This window comes from Streptomyces sp. NPDC048415, assembly GCF_040651675.1.
In the GTDB taxonomy this organism is placed as follows: domain Bacteria; phylum Actinomycetota; class Actinomycetes; order Streptomycetales; family Streptomycetaceae; genus Streptomyces.
The window spans coordinates 1-17,177 of record NZ_JBEZKJ010000092.1 but is presented as its reverse complement, the minus strand read 5'-3'; the positions used below and the strand labels follow the sequence as shown (position 1 = coordinate 17,177).

Here is a 17,177-nt window from a genome sequence, read left to right as displayed (position 1 = left end):
GTGAAGATCGTCTCGCCGCCGATGCCCAGCGGGTCGAAGTACGCGGTGGGCCTGGCGCGAGCGCCTCGCGGGCCGTGCCCCGCCTAGGGCTCGTCCTCCCGCCAGCTGAACACGGCCAGGCCGCGGCCCTCGGCGGGCTCGGCTCCTTCACTGCGCCGACGCAGCAGCCACACGCCCCACCCCAGCACCCAGCCCACCAGGATCATCACCACGAGGCCGCCGAACACCAGCACCGCCGTACCGACCAGCCCGAACCGCGCCAGCATCCAGGGGATCTGGTCCTCACCGCATCCGCACGCCTGCATGGCCGAAGGCTGCCCGGCGCCGGACCGGTATGCGCGGTCCGTGGCCGAAGCGCAGCGTGGCGGTGACGCTTCCGGAATCCGGGGGGTGGGATCTGTGGGACCGTGGGGAGCGGGAATGGGCTCGGGCACCCGAGCGTTTCCGCAGGGGAATCCCTGGGTAACCCCGGCGGATTCGGATCATGGAATGCCCGACCGGGCCGACTCAAGATCCAATCGCCCGAAAAGCCGGGCGAGTGTACCCGTCCCCGTAGACAGACATGCGTCGCGCGGCCAGATTTTCTTCCCCTAACGGGCTGAAGTTTTGTTGATCGTGGGTTAGTTGGCCGCCCGATCGCCCTACCCTTCAGAGGGTGAACCAACTGATGTCCCGAGAGTCCGAGGCCCACCTCCCTGGGAACCCGCTGCTCCCCGGCGCGCTGCCCGAGGCACTGCGCGCCGAACTCGTCGCGTTCCGCCGCGACTTGCACATGCACCCGGAGCTGGGCAACCAGGAGTTCCGCACCACCGCCGCGATCAAGGCGCGCCTGGAGCAGGCGGGCCTTGAGCCGAGGGTGCTCGCCATCGGGACCGGGCTCATCTGTGACATCGGCGACATGGACGGCGTACAGCCCGTGCTCGCGCTGCGCGCCGACATCGACGCACTGCCCATCCCGGACACGAAGACCGAGTGCGCGTACCGGTCGACCGTGCCCGACCGCGCCCACGCCTGCGGCCACGACGTCCACACCACGGTCGTCCTGGGTGCCGGGCTCGTCCTCGCCGACCTGCACAGCAAGGGACAGCTGGCCCGTCCCGTGCGGCTGATCTTCCAGCCGGCGGAGGAGGTGCTGCCCGGCGGCGCGACCGACGCGATCGAGTCGGGCGTCCTGGAGGGCGTCGGACGGATCATCGGCGTGCACTGCGACCCGAGGGTGGACGCGGGACGCATCGGTCTGCGGCACGGCCCCATCACCTCGGCGTGCGACCGGCTCGAGGTCTCACTGGACGGCCCGGGCGGCCACACCGCGCGCCCCCACCTCACCACCGACCTCGTCACCGCCGCCGCGCGCGTGGTCACCGACGTACCGGCTCTCGTCGCCCGGCGTGTGGACGCCCGCAGCGGGCTCGCCCTGACCTGGGGGCGCATCGAATCCGGACACGCCTGCAATGTGATCCCGCAGCACGCAGAGCTCTCCGGAACCGTGCGCTGCCTGGATCTGGAAGCCTGGCGGGTCGCGCCCGACCTGATCCACGAGGCCATCGACGAGATCGCGAACCTCTACCGCGCCAAGTCCGAGATCAATTACGTCCGTGGCGTTCCGCCGGTCGTCAACGACCCCGCCGTCACGGAACTCCTCCGCGACGCCATGACAGCCCGCCGCGGGGCGCACTCCATCGAGGACACCGAGCAGAGCCTCGGCGGCGAGGACTTCTCCTGGTACCTGGAGCACGTGCCCGGCGCGATGGCCCGCCTCGGCGTCCGGGCACCGGGCGACCGTTCCACCCGTGACCTGCACCAGGGCGACTTCGACGCGGACGAGTCGGCGATCACGGTGGGGGTGGAGCTGTTCACGGCGGCGGCCCTGCTGGACGCGGAGGACTAGACGCGATGGGCCGGTGGGTGAGGGTGCCGGTCGATGGCTCGATCACAGGCCTTCTGAATGCGCCGATCGGTACCCTTTCGTACGCTTGCGTCACCGGTCCGTAACCGGTGGTGCGCAAACGTAACCCGCTGGCGGCACGGTTCGATAACGGCCCGGAGAAACCCCGTTCCCCTGCTCTTCTACGCGCGTTACTGTGCGCCGAAATCGCTGCGGTATCGGCGAATTGGGGATGCGGTCCGGTGACGGTGCCGTGGGGATGAAGGGTGCTTGCTGTGCGTCTGATATCTCGGAGGACGAAGTTCTCCCAAGCCGCGGTGACCGTAGCGGTCGTCGCACTCGCCGCCGCCGGCTGCGGCAGCTCCAGCAAAGACAGCGGAGGCGGCTCCGACGCGTCCGGCAAGTACTCCGGCAAGGGCATCGGTCTCGCGTACGACATCGGCGGCAAGGGCGACCAGTCGTTCAACGACGCCGCGTACGCCGGGTTCCAGAAGGCCGAGAAGGAGTTCAAGATCGGCGGCCGGGACATCGAGCCGCAGGACGGCGAGTCCAGCGCGGACAAGGTGCAGCGCCTGGAGCAGCTCGCCAAGGCGGGCTATAACCCGGTGATCGGCGTCGGCTTCGTCTACGCGCCGGCGGTCAAGGAGGTCGCGGCGAAGTACCCGAAGACCACCTTCGGCATCATCGACGACGAGCAGACCAAGGCCGCCAACGTCGCCGACATGGTCTTCCACGAGGAGCAGGCCTCCTACCTGGCGGGCGTTGCCGCGGCCAAGTCCACGAAGAAGAACCACATCGGCTTCATCGGCGGTGTGGACATCCCGCTGATCCACAAGTTCGAGGCCGGTTACGTCCAGGGCGCCCAGTCGGTCAACCCGAAGATCAAGATCGAGAAGCAGTACCTGACCCAGACGGCTCAGGAGGGTGGCTTCTCCAGCCCCGACAAGGGCAAGGACGCCGCCGACGGCCAGATCGAGGCGGGCGCCGACGTGCTTTACCACGCGGCCGGTCTCTCCGGTCAGGGCGTGATCTCCGAGGCCGCGGGCAAGAAGGTGTGGGCCATCGGCGTCGACTCCGACCAGTACGCGCAGACCGCGCTCGCCAAGTACAAGGACTACGTCCTCGGGTCCGCGCTGAAGAACGTCGGCGGCGCGGTGTACGACCTCGTGAAGTCGGTCCACGAGGGCAAGCCCAAGACCGGCGTGGTGCGCGGCAGCCTCGCCAACGACGGTGTCGGTTTCGCGGACACCAACCCGAAGTACAAGGCCATGACGGACGTCGTCGCCGCCGTGAACAAGGCCAAGCAGGACATCATCGACGGCAAGATCACTGTCAACACGAAGTGACTCCGTCGAGCCGTAGGCGGATCGGGGCCGTGCCGGTACATACCGGCACGGCCCTTCCGTTTCCAGCCAGTCCAGCGTTCGGTGACATCGCAAACTCCCTGTGCACGGCCAACGCGCCGGAGACGCCCGGGCGCCGCGCCAACCCCGGCCCCTTACGTCCCGCAAGCCTCTGCTCCCTTTCCGTACCCTTGGATCAGTCTGTGGCCACAGCTCGATAACGGACCGGACAGAAGGGGTTTTCCGTCTGGTCTACGCGCGTTACGCTGCGGCGGAACCAGCGCCTGGTTTGGGCGCTTGCACAAAGGAGTCACGTTCCATGCGCCGGGTGTCCCGAATCGCGGTTGCGGGCGTTGCGACCGCTACCCTCGCTGTTGCCGTAACCGCCTGTGGCGGCTCGTCCACCGATGCCACCAGTGGCGGCAAGTCCAAGGGCATCGGTCTCGCCTACGACGTCGGCGGCAAGGGTGACCAGTCCTTCAACGACGCCGCGTTCGCGGGCATCCAGAAGGCCGACAAGGAATTCAAGTACACCAGCCGCGACATCGAGCCGCAGGACGGCGAGTCCAGCGCGGACAAGGTGCAGCGCCTGGAGAACCTCGCCAAGGCGGGCTACAACCCGGTGATCGGCGTCGGCTACGTCTACGCGCCGGCCGTCAAGGAGGTCGCGGCGAAGTACCCGAAGATCACCTTCGGCATCATCGACGACGAGCAGACCAAGGCCAGCAACGTCGCCGACATGGTCTTCCACGAGGAGCAGGCCTCCTACCTGGCGGGCGTTGCCGCGGCCAAGTCCACGAAGAAGAACCACATCGGCTTCATCGGCGGTGTGGACATCCCGCTGATCCACAAGTTCGAGGCCGGTTACGTCCAGGGCGCCCAGTCGGTCAACCCGAAGATCAAGATCGAGAAGCAGTACCTGACCCAGACGGCTCAGGAGGGTGGCTTCTCCAGCCCCGACAAGGGCAAGGACGCCGCCGACGGCCAGATCGACGCCGGTGCCGACGTCGTCTACGCCGCCGCGGGCCTGTCCGGCCAGGGCGTCATCCAGTCCGCCAACGCGCACAAGGTGTGGGCCATCGGCGTGGACTCGGACCAGTACAAGCAGGACGCGCTGGCGAAGTACAAGGACTCCATCCTGACCTCCGCCACCAAGGATGTCGCGGGGGCCGTGTACAACCTCGCCAAGTCGGTCCACGACGGCAAGCCCGCGACCGGCGTGGTCCGCGCCAGCCTCGCCAACGGCGGTGTCGGCCTCGCCGACTCCAACCCGGCCTTCAAGAACAACGCCGACCTGCAGGCCGCGCTGAAGAAGGCCGAGGCGGGCATCAAGGACGGCTCCATCAAGGTCAAGACCTCCTGAAGGCGACCTTGACCCCGGCCCGGCTCAAGACGTCATCACCAGGTGATAACCAGACGTCGAAACCATGGCCAAGGGCAGCGCTGTAATGGCAGCGTTACGGCCACGGAACGGGGTGTGGGGAGGATGACTCCCCCGCCCCGTTCGCGCGGCAGAATGCTCGGATCGGATCGACCCGGATCGAGTTCGGTCGGGCCGAGCACTATTTAAAGCAGGGGCGCTACGCGCGTAGATAGGCCCCTTTTCCAAGGAGAGTGCGCCATCGACGCGTCCAGCAGCCCTCCGCTCACCGCGCAGTCGACCGCGGTCGAGCTGGCGGGGATCACCAAGCGTTTCCCCGGTGTGGTGGCCAATCACGACATCCACCTCAGTGTCCGGAAAGGCACCGTCCACGCCCTCGTCGGCGAGAACGGCGCCGGCAAGTCGACACTGATGAAGATCCTTTACGGCATGCAGAAGCCGGACGAGGGCACCATCGCCGTCGATGGTGAGCAGGTCGCCTTCTCGTCGCCCGCCGACGCCATCGCGCGCGGCATCGGCATGGTCCACCAGCACTTCATGCTCGCCGACAACCTCTCGGTGCTCGAGAACGTGGTGCTCGGCAGCGAGAAGCTGTACGGCATCGGCGGTGGCGCACGTAAGAAGATCAAGGAGATCTCCGACCGCTACGGGCTGAACGTCCGCCCGGACGTGCTGGTCGAGAATCTCGGTGTCGCCGACCGCCAGCGCGTGGAGATCCTCAAGGTCCTCTTCCGCGGCGCCCGCACCCTGATCCTGGACGAGCCCACCGCCGTACTCGTGCCGCAGGAGGTCGACGCACTCTTCGACAACCTGCGCGAGCTCAAGTCCGAGGGCCTGTCCGTCATCTTCATCTCGCACAAGCTGGGCGAGGTCCTGTCGGTCGCCGACGAGATCACCGTCATCCGTCGCGGCACGACGGTCGGTACCGCCGTCCCCTCCAAGACCACCCCGCGTCAGCTCGCCGAGATGATGGTCGGCAGCGAACTGCCGACCCCGGAGACCGCCGAGTCCACGGTCACGGACAAGCCCGTGATCGAGGTCGAGGCCCTCACCGTCTACGCGAGCGGCGGCGCCTCGCTCGGCGAGCTCGCCGAGCCGACTGCCACCGGTCTGCTCACGGAAGCCACGGCCGAGACCGCCGGCACGGTGAAGCGTGTCCTCGACGACGTCACCTTCACCATCCACGCGGGCGAGGTCATGGGCATCGCCGGTGTCGAGGGCAACGGCCAGACCGAACTCATCGACGCGCTGATCGGCCTCAAGCACGCCGACTCCGGCGCCATCCGCTTCCTGGGCGACGACATCACGTCGTGGTCCACGCGCAAGCGCCGTGAGGACGGCATCGGGTACATCCCCGAGGACCGCCACCGCCACGGCCTCCTCCTGGAGGCCCCGCTCTGGGAGAACCGCATCCTCGGCCACGTCACCGAGAGGCCCAACGCGAAGGGCGTCTGGCTCGACATCAAGGGCGCCCAGGAGGACACGCGCCGGATCGTCGAGGAGTACGACGTCCGCACGCCCGGTATCGACGTCACCGCCGCCTCCCTGTCCGGCGGCAACCAGCAGAAGCTGATCGTCGGCCGCGAGATGAGCCACCGGCCGAAGTTCCTGATCGCCGCCCACCCCACCCGCGGTGTGGACGTCGGCGCGCAGGCCGCGATCTGGGACCAGATCCGCGAGGCGCGCCGCGAGGGCCTGGCCGTCTTGCTGATCTCCGCCGACCTGGACGAGCTGATCGGCCTGTCCGACACCCTGCGGGTGATCTACAACGGCAGGCTCGTGGCGGACGCCGACCCGGCGACCGTCACTCCGGAGGAGCTCGGCTCGGCCATGACCGGCGCCGCCTCCGGACACCTGGAGCACGTAGAGGAAAGCGCCGCCCCGGAGGACGAGGCCCGATGAAGAAGTTCGACAAGGAGCGGGTGCTCCTCGCGGTGGCCGGCCCGGTCATCGCACTCGTCGCGGCGATCGCGCTGACTTCGGTCGTGCTGCTCGCCTCGGGCAAGAGCCCCTTCGAGCCGTACTCCCTGATGCTTCAGCAGGCGACGTACTCCGACACCCAGGTGCTGATCATCAATCAGGCGTCGATGTACTACATCGCCGCACTCGGGGTGGCCATCGGCTTCCGCATGAACCTGTTCAACATCGGCGTCGACGGCCAGTACCGCCTCGGCGCGATGATGGCCGCGGTGGTCGGCGCGCACCTCGCGCTGCCGTCCTTCCTGCAGATCCCGGTGCTGATGATCGTCGCGATGCTCACCGGCGCCTTCTGGGCCGGTATCGCGGGCGTTTTGAAGACCACCCGGGGCGTGAGCGAGGTCGTCGCGACGATCATGCTCAACGCGATCGCGACCAGCCTCATCGGCTACCTCACCGCGGAGAACATCTGGGGTGTGCAGGTCGGCAACAACAACACGACCGGCATCATGAAGAAGTCCGGCTGGTTCCCCGGCATCGACCTCGGCCCGGACGTCGGCGAGATCTACGGCATGGTCTTCATCGCGGTCCTCATGGGCGTTCTGTACTGGCTCGTCCTCAACCGCACCCGCTTCGGCTTCGACCTGCGCGCCACCGGCGCCTCCGAGTCCGCCGCCGCGGCTTCCGGTGTCGACGCCAAGCGCATGGTGCTCACCGCGATGCTGATCTCCGGTGCGGTCGCGGGCCTGTCCGGTCTGCCGCTGCTCCTGGGCGACGCGCACACCTACAGCCTGAGCTTCCCGGCCGGTCTCGGCTTCACCGCCATCGGCATCGCACTGCTCGGCCGCAACAACCCGGGCGGCATCGCGGTCGCCGCGCTCCTGTGGGCCTTCCTCGACAAGGCGTCCCCGGCCCTCGACTACGCGACCCCGGTGGCGTACGAGAAGGAGATCGCCACGATCATGCAGGGCCTGATCGTCTTCGCGGTCGTCATCTCGTACGAGGCCGTACGGCAGTGGGGCCTGCGCCGCCAGCAGCGTCAGGTCGGCGCCGAGCTGGCCGCGGCCGCCGCCAACAACAACTCCCCGAAGGAGGTGGCTGCCCGATGAGCACCGCGACCGTCGCCAAGCCGCAGGCGCAGCAGCCCGGCAAGGGCAGCCGCCGTATGTCCCTTCCGGTACTCCTGCTCGTCATCGCGGGTGTACTGATCCTGACCTCGATCGTCCGTCTGATCACCGGCGCGGACGGCATCACCTCCACCGGGCAGATGTCCACGGCGCTGCGCCTCGCGGTGCCGATCGGCCTCGCGGGCCTCGGCGGTCTGTGGGCCGAGCGCGCGGGCGTCGTCAACATCGGCCTCGAAGGCATGATGATCCTCGGCACCTGGTTCGGTGCCTGGGCGGGCTACCAGTGGGGTCCGTGGACCGGTGTCGCCTTCGGCATCATCGGCGGTGTGCTCGGCGGCATCCTGCACGCCATCGCCACCGTGACCTTCAACGTCAACCACATCGTCTCCGGTGTGGCCATCAACATCCTGGCGCTCGGCACCACCCGCTACCTCTCGAAGTTCACCTTCGAGAACGCGCCGCAGGGCTCCTCCAAGCAGTCCCCGCCGATCGACTCGCTCGGCACCTTCGACATCCCAGGGCTGTCCAGCTGGCTGGACACGCTCAACCAGAAGCACTGGTTCCTGGTCTCGGACATCGCGGGTCTGCTCGGCGGCCTGGTCACCGACCTGTCGCCCCTGACGGTCGTCGCGGTGGCCCTCGTACCCGCCACCTGGTGGGTGCTGTGGCGTACCGCCTTCGGTCTGCGGCTGCGTTCCTGCGGTGAGAACCCGGTGGCCGCCGAGTCCCTCGGCGTCAACGTCTACAAGTACAAGTACCTCGCCGTGATCATCTCGGGCGGCTTCGCCGGTCTCGGCGGCGCCTTCCTGTCGATCGTCGCGTCCAACGTGTACCTCGACGGCCAGACGGCCGGACGCGGCTACATCGGTCTCGCCGCGATGATCTTCGGCAACTGGATGCCGGGCGGCCTCGCGCTCGGCGCGGGTCTGTTCGGCTACACCGACAGCCTCAACCTGCGCGGCGGCGGCACCAACGTGCACGCGCTGATCCTGCTCCTCGCGATCCTGCTGGTCTTCGGTGTGGCCTACCTGCTGTGGAAGAAGCGGACCGTCCCCGCGGTGATCACCGCCGTGATCTCGGCGCTGATGTTCGTCTGGTACCTCACCACCGACTCCATCCCGCAGCAGTTCGTGAGCGCCACCCCGTACGTCGTGACCCTGCTCGTCCTGTCGCTGTCCGCACAGCATTTGCGGATGCCGAAGGCGGACGGCATGCCGTACCGGAAGGGACAGGGCAAGTGACCTCGGCCGACGCGGGTTCCGCCGCCGTCGACTGGGCGGCCCTGCGGGCGGTCGCGCGGGACGCCATGTCCCGTGCGTACGCCCCGTACTCGGGATTCCCGGTCGGTGTCGCGGCCCTTGTCGACGACGGCCGGATCGTCTCCGGCTGCAATGTCGAGAACGCCTCGTACGGGCTCGGGCTGTGCGCCGAGTGCGGCCTGGTCTCCCAGCTCCAGAACACCGGGGGCGGTCGCCTGACGCACTTCACGTGTGTGGACGGCCGGGGCGAGATCCTCGTCCCCTGCGGGCGCTGCCGCCAGCTGCTGTTCGAGTTCGGCGGGCCCGATCTGCTCCTGGAGACGCCGGCCGGAATCCTGCCGCTCTCCGAGATGCTGCCGCAGGCCTTCGGGCCGGAGCATCTCACCCAGTAATTCCCCCGCGGCCCCTCCGAACGATCCGGAGGGGCCGCTGCCTTCGGAAGGAAAGCCATGGCCATGGACGCCGTCTCCGTCATCCGCACCAAGCGGGACCGCGGTGAGCTCAGCGACCCGCAGATCGACTGGGTCATCGACGCGTACACCCGCGGCGAGGTCGCCGACTACCAGATGGCCGCCCTCAACATGGCGATCCTGCTCAACGGCATGAACCGCCGTGAGATCGCCCGCTGGACCGCCGCGATGATCGCCTCCGGCGAGCGCATGGACTTCTCGTCGCTGTCCCGTCCGACGGCCGACAAGCACTCCACCGGCGGCGTCGGCGACAAGATCACCCTTCCGCTGGCCCCGCTGGTGGCCGCCTGCGGCGCGGCGGTCCCGCAGCTGTCGGGCCGCGGCCTCGGCCACACCGGCGGCACGCTGGACAAGCTGGAGTCGATCCCCGGCTGGCGCGCGCTGCTGTCCAACGAGGAGATGCTGAACGTCCTCGACAGCACGGGCGCGGTCATTTGCGCGGCCGGCGACGGTCTCGCCCCCGCCGACAAGAAGCTCTATGCGCTCCGGGACGTCACCGGCACCGTCGAGGCCATCCCGCTCATCGCCTCCTCGATCATGTCGAAGAAGATCGCCGAGGGCACCGGCTCGCTGGTCCTGGACGTGAAGGTCGGCTCCGGTGCCTTCATGAAGACCATCGAGGACGCGCGGGAGCTCGCCTCCACGATGGTGGGCCTGGGCACGGACCACGGTGTGAAGACGGTCGCGCTCCTGACGGACATGTCGACCCCGCTCGGGCTGACCGCCGGCAACGCCATCGAAGTACGGGAATCCGTCGAGGTGCTGGCGGGCGGCGGCCCCGCGGACGTCGTCGACCTCACGATCGCCCTCGCCCGCGAGATGCTCGACGCGGCCGGCATCAAGGACGCCGACCCGGCGAAGGCCCTCGCCGACGGCTCCGCGATGGACGTGTGGCGCCGCATGATCGCCGCGCAGGGCGGCGACCCGGACGCCGCGCTGCCCATCGCGCGCGAGCAGCACGTGGTGAACGCCCCGTCCTCCGGTGTCCTGACCCGCCTCGACGCGTACGACATCGGGATCGCCGCCTGGCGCCTGGGCGCCGGACGCGCCCGCAAGGAGGACCCGGTGCAGGCAGGGGCGGGCATCGAGCTGCACGCCAAGCCGGGCGACACGGTGACCGCGGGCCAGCCGCTGCTCACCCTGCACACGGACACTCCGGAGCGCTTCGAGTACGCGCTCGAGGCGGTGGCGGGTTCGTACCACATCGCCGCGGCGGGTACGGACTTCAAGGCGAAGCCGATCGTGCTGGACCGCATCGCCTGAGCAGGGGCTTTGTCTTCCGGGTGAACGGGATCGGCGGGCCTGCGCCGGTCCCGTTCACCATGGAGCCTTCAGCCCCAAACCCGTATCGACGTTCATGACCCCGATGAGTTCCATGCCTTCCGCCGGTCTACCGACCGTGGATGCCACGACACCCGCCGTACTCGTGCTGCCAGGACTCGTCACCCGGGACGAGGTGCCCCGGCTCTGTGACGACGTGCGCGCGTGGCTCGAGGTGACCGGGAGCGGGGTCGTGGTGTGCGATGTCGGGGGGCTCGGTCCGCCGGGGCTGGCCGCCGTTGACGTACTGGCGAGGCTGGAGCTGACCGCCCGGCGGGCCGGGGGCCGGATACGACTGCGCAACCCCGACCCCGCCCTGCGCGCCCTACTCGATCTGGTCGGCCTCCGCTTCGAGTGCGTCGAGCCGGAGGGGGAGCCCGAAGAGCGGGAACCAACGGGCCGTGTCCAGGAAGCAGTGGAACCCGGTGATGCGGCCCTTTGAGATCTCCAGTACCTGGACGGCCCAGGGCGTGTAGCCCCCCGCTTCCTCATCCGGTTTGTACTGGGCGAATCCCGGCAGGCCGTTGACCTCCACCGGCACCAGGCGCGAGTCCGCGCAGGCGGCGCCCAGCGTCGTCATGAATCCGGTGATGTCGTCCGTGCCGCGCAGCCACAGGTCGAACGGCGGCATCGTCATGATCGCGTCCTCGTGGAGCAGCGCTGTCAGCGCCGTCATGTCGTAGCCCTCGAAGGCTGCGACATAGCGCTCCAGGAGCTTTTGCTGCTCCTCGTCGAGCGGGTCGGAGGTGGCGGCCTCCGCGCCCGCTCCCTCGTTGTCGGCGAGGGTGGCCCGGGCCCGCTGCAGCGCGCTGTTGACCGAGGCGACCGAGGTGCCGAGCAGCTCGGCGACCTCGCTCGCCTTCCAGGCGAGGACCTCGCGGAGGATGAGCACGGCCCGCTGCTTGGGCGGCAGCTGCTGGAGGGCGGCCATGAAGGCGAGCCGCACCGACTCCTTCGCGACGGCCGCCTCGGCCGGGTCGCTGACCGTGGGCAGTACGCGGGCGTCGGGCATCGGCTCCAGCCAGGTGTTGTCCGGGCGGGGGGTGAGGGCCGCCTGGGACAGCGGGGAGGGGGCCGTCAGGTCCATGGGGCGGGCCCTTTTATTGCCCGCGTTCAGCATGTCCAGGCACACGTTCGTCGCGATCCGGTACAGCCAGGAGCGCATCGAGGAACGGCCCTCGAACTTGTCATAGCTGCGCCAGGCGCGGACCATCGTGTCCTGTACCGCGTCCTCGGCCTCGAAGGAGGAGCCGAGCATCCGGTAGCAGTACCCGGTCAGCTCCACCCGGTGCTTCTCGAGCCGGACGTCCAGGTCTGTCGTCGTCGCCGTGCCGTCGCTCATCGCCAACCCACCCCTGTGGCTGTCTTCCCGTCCCGCGCGTCGTTGCGCCAGCACTTCGGAAGCTACCGCAGCCCACTGACAATGGCGCCTCAAGAGGGTTTTTCGCTCAAACGCCGGACGGGGCTGAGCCAGCCCCGTCCGGCGCTTGACGAGCGGGAATTTGGGGGCGGAGCCCCCAAGCACGGGTCGGGTAGGGGCGGCGGGGGCGCGAAACGCCTTTCAGTGGGCCGGCGCCGGCTCCCGGCGGGACTGGGTCCTGGCCGCGTGGGAGCCGAAGACCGTGATGGTGACGACACCGAGGATGGCGAGGAGGCCGAGGGACACGGTGCCCGCCCAGCCGCCCGCGTGAAAGGCGACCGCCCCCATCGTGCTGCCGGCGCTCGAGCCGATGTAGTACGCGGACTGGTAGAGGGCGGAGGCCTGCGCCCGGCCCCGCGTCGCGGTGTGGCTCACCGACGACGACGCCACCGCGTGCCCCGCGAAGAACCCCGCGGTGATGAGGACAAGTCCGAGCAGGATCAGGACCAGGGAGTCGGCCAGCGAGAGCAGCAGACCGGAGGCCGTCGTACCGCCCGCCAGGTACAGGGAACCCCGGCGGCCGAGCCGCGCGACCAGCCTGCCCGCCGTCGACGCCGACACCGTACCGACCAGGTAGACGAGGAAGATCGAGCCGATGACGCCCTGGGGAAGCGAGAAGGGGGCGTCGGTCAGGCGGTAGCCGATCACCGTGTAGACCCCGCCGAAGATCATCATGAACAGCGCGCCGATCGCGTACAGGCGGCAGAGCAGAGGGTTCGCCAGGTGGTCGCGGACCGTGCGAGCCAGGACGCGGGGCCGCAGCGAGCCCGCCTTGAAGTGCTTCGGCGCCGGCAGCAGCAGCCGGAAGGCGACCGCGCACGCCACCGCGACCACCCCTATCGTGCCGACGGCCACCCGCCAGCCCCACTCCTGCGCGACCCAGCCGGTGATGACCCGGCCGCTCATCCCGCCGACACTGTTACCGGCGACGAAGAGGCCGATCGCGGTGATCAGGGCCTTGGGGCGGACCTCCTCGGCCAGGTACGCCGTGGCCGACGCCGGAAGTCCGGCCAGCGCCGCGCCCTGCACCGCCCGCAGCGCCACCAGCGCGCCGATCGAGGGGGCGAACGGCACGAGCAGCCCGACGGTCACCGCCACCGCAAGCGACGCCGTCATCAACGTACGCCGTCCAAAACGCTCCGACAGCGCGCTCATGGGAAGGACGAACAGGGCCAGCGCGCCCGTCGCCGCCGACACCGTCCAGCTCGCCTCACTCGCGGTGACCCCGAAATCCGTGGAGACGAGCGGGAGGAGGGCCTGCGTGGAGTAGAGGAGCGCGAAGGTCGCGACGCCCGCGAGGAAGAGCGCGAAGCTCATCCGGCGGTAGCCGGGCCCGCCCGGGGCCATGCGGGAGTCGACGACAGGGACGGAGGGAGCGGCGTCCACGGTGATGGACGCCTTGGTACTGGCGGAAGGCATGCTTCGAAAGTAGAGAGCCACCGTTCATCCGTCCAATGCATGGAAACGCCATAATCGTTCCCGTGATGCATGAGCAGAGGTCAGAGGGGCAACTGTCACCGTCCAGTGACACAGAAGACATCGTTGCGGCGCTCGCCCCGCGCCTTGCGTACTTCGCCGGAGTCGCCCGCACCGAGCACGTCACCCGTGCCGCGCAGGAGATGCGGGTCCCGCAGTCGACGCTGTCGCGGGCCATGGTCAGGCTCGAACAGGACCTGGGCGTCGACCTGTTCGCCCGCCGTGGCCGCACCCTCTCCCTCACGGCCGCAGGGCGTACGTTCCTCGCCTCCGTCGAGCGCGCCCTCGCCGAGATCGAGCGCGCCGCCGACGAGGTGCGTGCCGACGCCGACCCGGCCACCGGCAAGGTCGCCTTCGGCTTCCTGCACACCATGGGCTCCGAGACGGTGCCGGGGCTGATCCGCGCCTTCCGCGCCGACCATCCACGAGTCCGCTTCAGCCTCGTCCAGAACTACGGCGAGGCGATGCTGGAGCGGCTGCGCTCGGGCGAGCTGGACCTGTGCCTCACCTCGCCCGTGCCGGACGCGCCCGATCTGGTGGGCCGCCGGCTGGATGAGCAGAAGCTGCGGCTCGTCGTGCCGGCCGACCACCGCCTCGCCGCCCGCAAACGCATCCGGCTCGCCGAGGCCGCCGACGAGACCTTCGTGACCCTGGAACCCGGCTACGGCATGCGCCGCATCACCGACGACCTCTGCCAGGAGGCGGGCTTCAAGCCGCGGATCGCCTTCGAGGGGGAGGAGGCCGAGACGCTGAGGGGACTCGTCGCCGCGGGTCTCGGTGTCGCCCTGCTGCCCCCACCGGCCGTCGCCCGGCCCGGAGTTGTCGAACTGACCGTCACCGCCCCGCGGGCCGTACGCGAGATCGGCGTCGCCTGGCTCGACGGCCACCTGGACACCCCACCGGTGGCCGCCTTCAAGAAGTTCCTGCTGTCCCGGCGGGGGTATCTGCTGCCCGACTAGGCCTAACGACGCAGGGACTGCCCGAAGCCCGCCGCCAGTGGCATCCGCAGGCCCAGGGGCGGTGGTGCGGCGAGGGCGTCCTGGACCGGGCGGGAGAAGGCGCGCCCGAACAGGGTTCCGAGGACGAAGTCCTCCGCGAGGGCGTGGACTTCGGCCCGGTGCTGGTGCAGCCCGTGGCCGTCGGAGTGCACCTCGAAGCGGCAGATGTCGCGGTTGGCCTTCTTCGCGCGCGAGGCGAGCCGGAAGGACAGCTCCGGGTCGGTGCGCTCGTCGTTCGTGCCGTGCACGATCAGCACCCGCCGTCCGGCCAGCTGCTTCACCGGTTCGGGTGGCGCCGCCACATCGTCCTCGGGCAGCCAAGGAGCGAGCGCCAGGACGGAGTTGACCGCCGTGTGCCCGCCCGCGCGCAGCGCCGCACGGCCGCCCATGCCGACGCCGGCCAGACAGACCGGGACGTCCCCGTAACGGCGTACGACCTCCTCGCTCGCCCAGGACGCGTCGCGCGCCAGGTGCGCCTCGCTGCCGTTCCAGCCGCGAAACTGGTAGTGCACCACGTGCGTGACCAGGCCTTCCGTCTGCCCCGCGCGGGTGAGGCGGCGTCCCAACGCGCGTACGGAGGCGGTCGCCATCAGGGGGGAGGGTCTGCGCGCCGAGGTCTCCTCGCCGCCCGGGAGCAGCAGAACCACTCCGCTGACCGCCGTCGGCTCCGGGCCGAGCGCCCTCCCCAGCCGGGCCCTGGGAACCGGCGTCGCTTGCTGTGCCATGACAGAACAGTCTCAGAAGCGAGGGTGTACGCCACCCGTCCGCACGGTCACCGTTACGTATCGACGGTTTCGTACAACGGGAGATCTACGCGCGTAGGGTCTAGAGTGCGAAAATGACGAGCCAGATCCAGAACACCCCCAGCTCGGAACAGATCCGCCGGGCGCCCAAGGTCCTGCTGCACGATCACCTCGACGGGGGTCTGCGCCCCGGGACGATCGTCGAACTCGCCCGGGAAACGGGCTATTCCCACCTCCCCGAGACCGATCCGGACAAGCTCGGCGGCTGGTTCCGTGAGGCCGCCGACTCGGGTTCGCTGGAGCGGTACCTGGAGACGTTCGCCCACACCTGCGCCGTCATGCAGACCCGTGACGCTCTCGTCCGGGTCGCCGCCGAGTGCGCCGAGGACCTCGCCGAGGACGGTGTCGTCTACGCCGAGGTGCGGTACGCGCCCGAACAGCATCTGGAAGCCGGGCTCACCCTCGAGGAAGTCGTCGAGGCGGTCAACGAGGGCTTCCGGGAAGGGGAACGGCGGGCGCGGGAGAGCGGCCACCGGATCCGGGTGGGCGCGCTGCTGACCGCCATGCGGCACGCGGCCCGCGCCCTGGAGATCGCCGAACTCGCCAATCGGTACCGGGACCTCGGTGTTGTCGGCTTCGACATCGCCGGTGCCGAGGCCGGGTTCCCGCCCACCCGGCACCTCGACGCCTTCGAGTACCTCAAGCGCGAGAACAACCACTTCACCATCCACGCCGGCGAGGCCTTCGGTCTGCCGTCCATCTGGCAGGCGCTCCAGTGGTGCGGTGCCGACCGGCTCGGACACGGCGTACGGATCATCGACGACATCCAGGTCCACGAGGACGGCTCGGTGAAGCTCGGGCGGCTGGCCTCGTACGTCCGCGACAAGCGGATTCCGTTGGAGATGTGCCCCAGCTCCAACCTGCAGACCGGTGCCGCCGACTCGTACGCCGCCCATCCGATCGGGCTGCTGCGGCGGCTGCATTTCCGGGCGACGGTGAACACGGACAACCGGCTCATGTCGGGTACGAGCATGAGCCAGGAATTCGAGCACCTTGTCGAGGCGTTCGGTTATACGCTCGATGATCTGCAGTGGTTCTCGGTCAATGCTATGAAGTCAGCTTTCATTCCTTTCGACGAACGACTGGCTATGATCAATGACGTGGTCAAGCCGGGATATGCCGAGCTGAAGTCCGAATGGCTGTTCCAGCAGACCGCCTCCACCAGCGGGTCTGTCGGAGATAAGGCCTGATCGGAGGGGTTGGGAAGAGGCCGGGTCTTCACTCCTTCTCCATGACTCGGCCGCTTCTTGATGTTTGCGGAGGCTGGCTTTGCGTGTTTACGTTTTTGGACCGCTCACATCCCCGTCTCACGGATCCAAGGACGCATTTCATATGAAGCAGTCTGCTGCCAAGACCCTCGGTGTCGCCGCTCTCGGTGCCGCCTTCGCCGCTGCCGGCGCGGGTGCCGCGAACGCGGCGCCGGCCGTACCGGACACTTCCGCGGCGCTGGACACCGTCACCAGGACGCTGCCCGCCGAGAACGTCGCCACGGCGCTGCCCGGTGCGGGCGAGACGATCGCCCAGGGGCAGAGCGCCCTCGGTGGCGGCCTGACCGCCGTCCAGCCCGCCGCCGCACGCGTCCACGCCGCCGGGCCGGCCGCGCCCGTGGCCGGGCTGCTCGGGGGCGTGCCGCTGCAGGGGCTGCCCACGCAGGGCCTGCCGCTGAACGGGATGCCGCTCGGCTGAGCCGTCCGCGCATACGCCGGGAGACCCGCCTGGAGATCGAGGAGGCCGCGCTCGCCAAGGAGACGGACACCGCCAGTGCCAAGCGACTTGAG

16 protein-coding genes are annotated in these 17,177 nt (G+C 69.2%); 12 read left to right on the top strand and 4 right to left on the bottom strand.

The genetic code is table 11. The annotated features are described in order from the left end of the window. Window positions 1-83 precede the first annotated feature (83 nt). Entirely contained in the window at window positions 84-305 is a 222-nt protein-coding gene (locus AB0D27_RS37025) for a hypothetical protein (RefSeq protein WP_362517577.1), read from the bottom strand. A 362-nt stretch (window positions 306-667) separates the two neighbouring features. Here AB0D27_RS37025 and AB0D27_RS37020 point away from each other — a divergent pair, with 362 nt between their 5' ends. The 9 genes from AB0D27_RS37020 to AB0D27_RS36980 all read left to right on the top strand — a co-directional run bounded on the left by AB0D27_RS37020 (window position 668) and on the right by AB0D27_RS36980 (window position 11,144). Beyond that, complete coding sequence (locus AB0D27_RS37020) at window positions 668-1,888, top strand: M20 family metallopeptidase (protein WP_362517613.1); 1,221 nt, start codon at window positions 668-670, stop codon at window positions 1,886-1,888. A 314-nt stretch (window positions 1,889-2,202) separates the two neighbouring features. After that, on the top strand, window positions 2,203-3,231 hold the full coding sequence (locus tag AB0D27_RS37015; RefSeq protein ID WP_362517574.1) for a BMP family ABC transporter substrate-binding protein: 1,029 nt from the start codon (window positions 2,203-2,205) through the stop codon (window positions 3,229-3,231). Window positions 3,232-3,547: 316 nt separating this feature from the next. After that, entirely contained in the window at window positions 3,548-4,591 is a 1,044-nt protein-coding gene (locus tag AB0D27_RS37010; protein WP_362517571.1) for a BMP family ABC transporter substrate-binding protein, read from the top strand. Between the two features lie 258 nt (window positions 4,592-4,849). Beyond that, complete coding sequence (locus AB0D27_RS37005) at window positions 4,850-6,511, top strand: ABC transporter ATP-binding protein (protein ID WP_362517611.1); 1,662 nt, start codon at window positions 4,850-4,852, stop codon at window positions 6,509-6,511. After that, the gene (locus AB0D27_RS37000; RefSeq protein ID WP_362517568.1) at window positions 6,508-7,635 is read left to right on the top strand and encodes an ABC transporter permease; all 1,128 of its coding nucleotides are present in this window, start codon (window positions 6,508-6,510) and stop codon (window positions 7,633-7,635) included. Before AB0D27_RS37005 ends, AB0D27_RS37000 begins: the two co-directional genes overlap by 4 nt. After that, window positions 7,632-8,894 carry an ABC transporter permease gene (locus AB0D27_RS36995; protein ID WP_362517565.1) on the top strand — a complete coding sequence of 421 codons (1,263 nt, stop codon included), beginning with the start codon at window positions 7,632-7,634 and terminating at the stop codon, window positions 8,892-8,894. Before AB0D27_RS37000 ends, AB0D27_RS36995 begins: the two co-directional genes overlap by 4 nt. Beyond that, on the top strand, window positions 8,891-9,304 hold the full coding sequence (locus AB0D27_RS36990; RefSeq protein WP_362517562.1) for a cytidine deaminase: 414 nt from the start codon (window positions 8,891-8,893) through the stop codon (window positions 9,302-9,304). The genes AB0D27_RS36995 and AB0D27_RS36990 overlap by 4 nt, the downstream gene beginning before the upstream one ends. Window positions 9,305-9,361: 57 nt before the next feature. Then, window positions 9,362-10,645, top strand: a complete 1,284-nt coding sequence (locus AB0D27_RS36985) for a thymidine phosphorylase (RefSeq protein ID WP_362517559.1) — start codon at window positions 9,362-9,364, stop codon at window positions 10,643-10,645. Between the two features lie 103 nt (window positions 10,646-10,748). Continuing rightward, complete coding sequence (locus AB0D27_RS36980) at window positions 10,749-11,144, top strand: STAS domain-containing protein (protein WP_362517556.1); 396 nt, start codon at window positions 10,749-10,751, stop codon at window positions 11,142-11,144. On the opposite strand, the gene AB0D27_RS36975 is transcribed toward AB0D27_RS36980, so the two are convergent. Next, window positions 11,028-12,044, bottom strand: a complete 1,017-nt coding sequence (locus tag AB0D27_RS36975) for a sigma-70 family RNA polymerase sigma factor (RefSeq protein ID WP_362517553.1) — start codon at window positions 12,042-12,044, stop codon at window positions 11,028-11,030. The two genes, AB0D27_RS36980 and AB0D27_RS36975, sit on opposite strands and share 117 nt — an antisense overlap. A gap of 219 nt (window positions 12,045-12,263) precedes the next feature. Next, window positions 12,264-13,541 carry an MFS transporter gene (locus tag AB0D27_RS36970; RefSeq protein WP_362517550.1) on the bottom strand — a complete coding sequence of 426 codons (1,278 nt, stop codon included), beginning with the start codon at window positions 13,539-13,541 and terminating at the stop codon, window positions 12,264-12,266. 62 nt (window positions 13,542-13,603) lie between these two features. Here AB0D27_RS36970 and AB0D27_RS36965 point away from each other — a divergent pair, with 62 nt between their 5' ends. Next, complete coding sequence (locus tag AB0D27_RS36965) at window positions 13,604-14,557, top strand: LysR substrate-binding domain-containing protein (RefSeq protein WP_362517547.1); 954 nt, start codon at window positions 13,604-13,606, stop codon at window positions 14,555-14,557. Window positions 14,558-14,559: 2 nt separating this feature from the next. Here AB0D27_RS36965 and AB0D27_RS36960 read toward each other — a convergent pair whose 3' ends face one another. Then, window positions 14,560-15,321 carry a prolyl oligopeptidase family serine peptidase gene (locus AB0D27_RS36960; protein ID WP_362517544.1) on the bottom strand — a complete coding sequence of 254 codons (762 nt, stop codon included), beginning with the start codon at window positions 15,319-15,321 and terminating at the stop codon, window positions 14,560-14,562. A gap of 113 nt (window positions 15,322-15,434) precedes the next feature. Here AB0D27_RS36960 and AB0D27_RS36955 point away from each other — a divergent pair, with 113 nt between their 5' ends. Then, the gene (locus tag AB0D27_RS36955) at window positions 15,435-16,589 is read left to right on the top strand and encodes an adenosine deaminase (RefSeq protein ID WP_362517541.1); all 1,155 of its coding nucleotides are present in this window, start codon (window positions 15,435-15,437) and stop codon (window positions 16,587-16,589) included. A gap of 142 nt (window positions 16,590-16,731) precedes the next feature. After that, complete coding sequence (locus AB0D27_RS36950) at window positions 16,732-17,085, top strand: ATP-binding protein (RefSeq protein ID WP_362517538.1); 354 nt, start codon at window positions 16,732-16,734, stop codon at window positions 17,083-17,085. Window positions 17,086-17,177 lie beyond the last annotated feature (92 nt).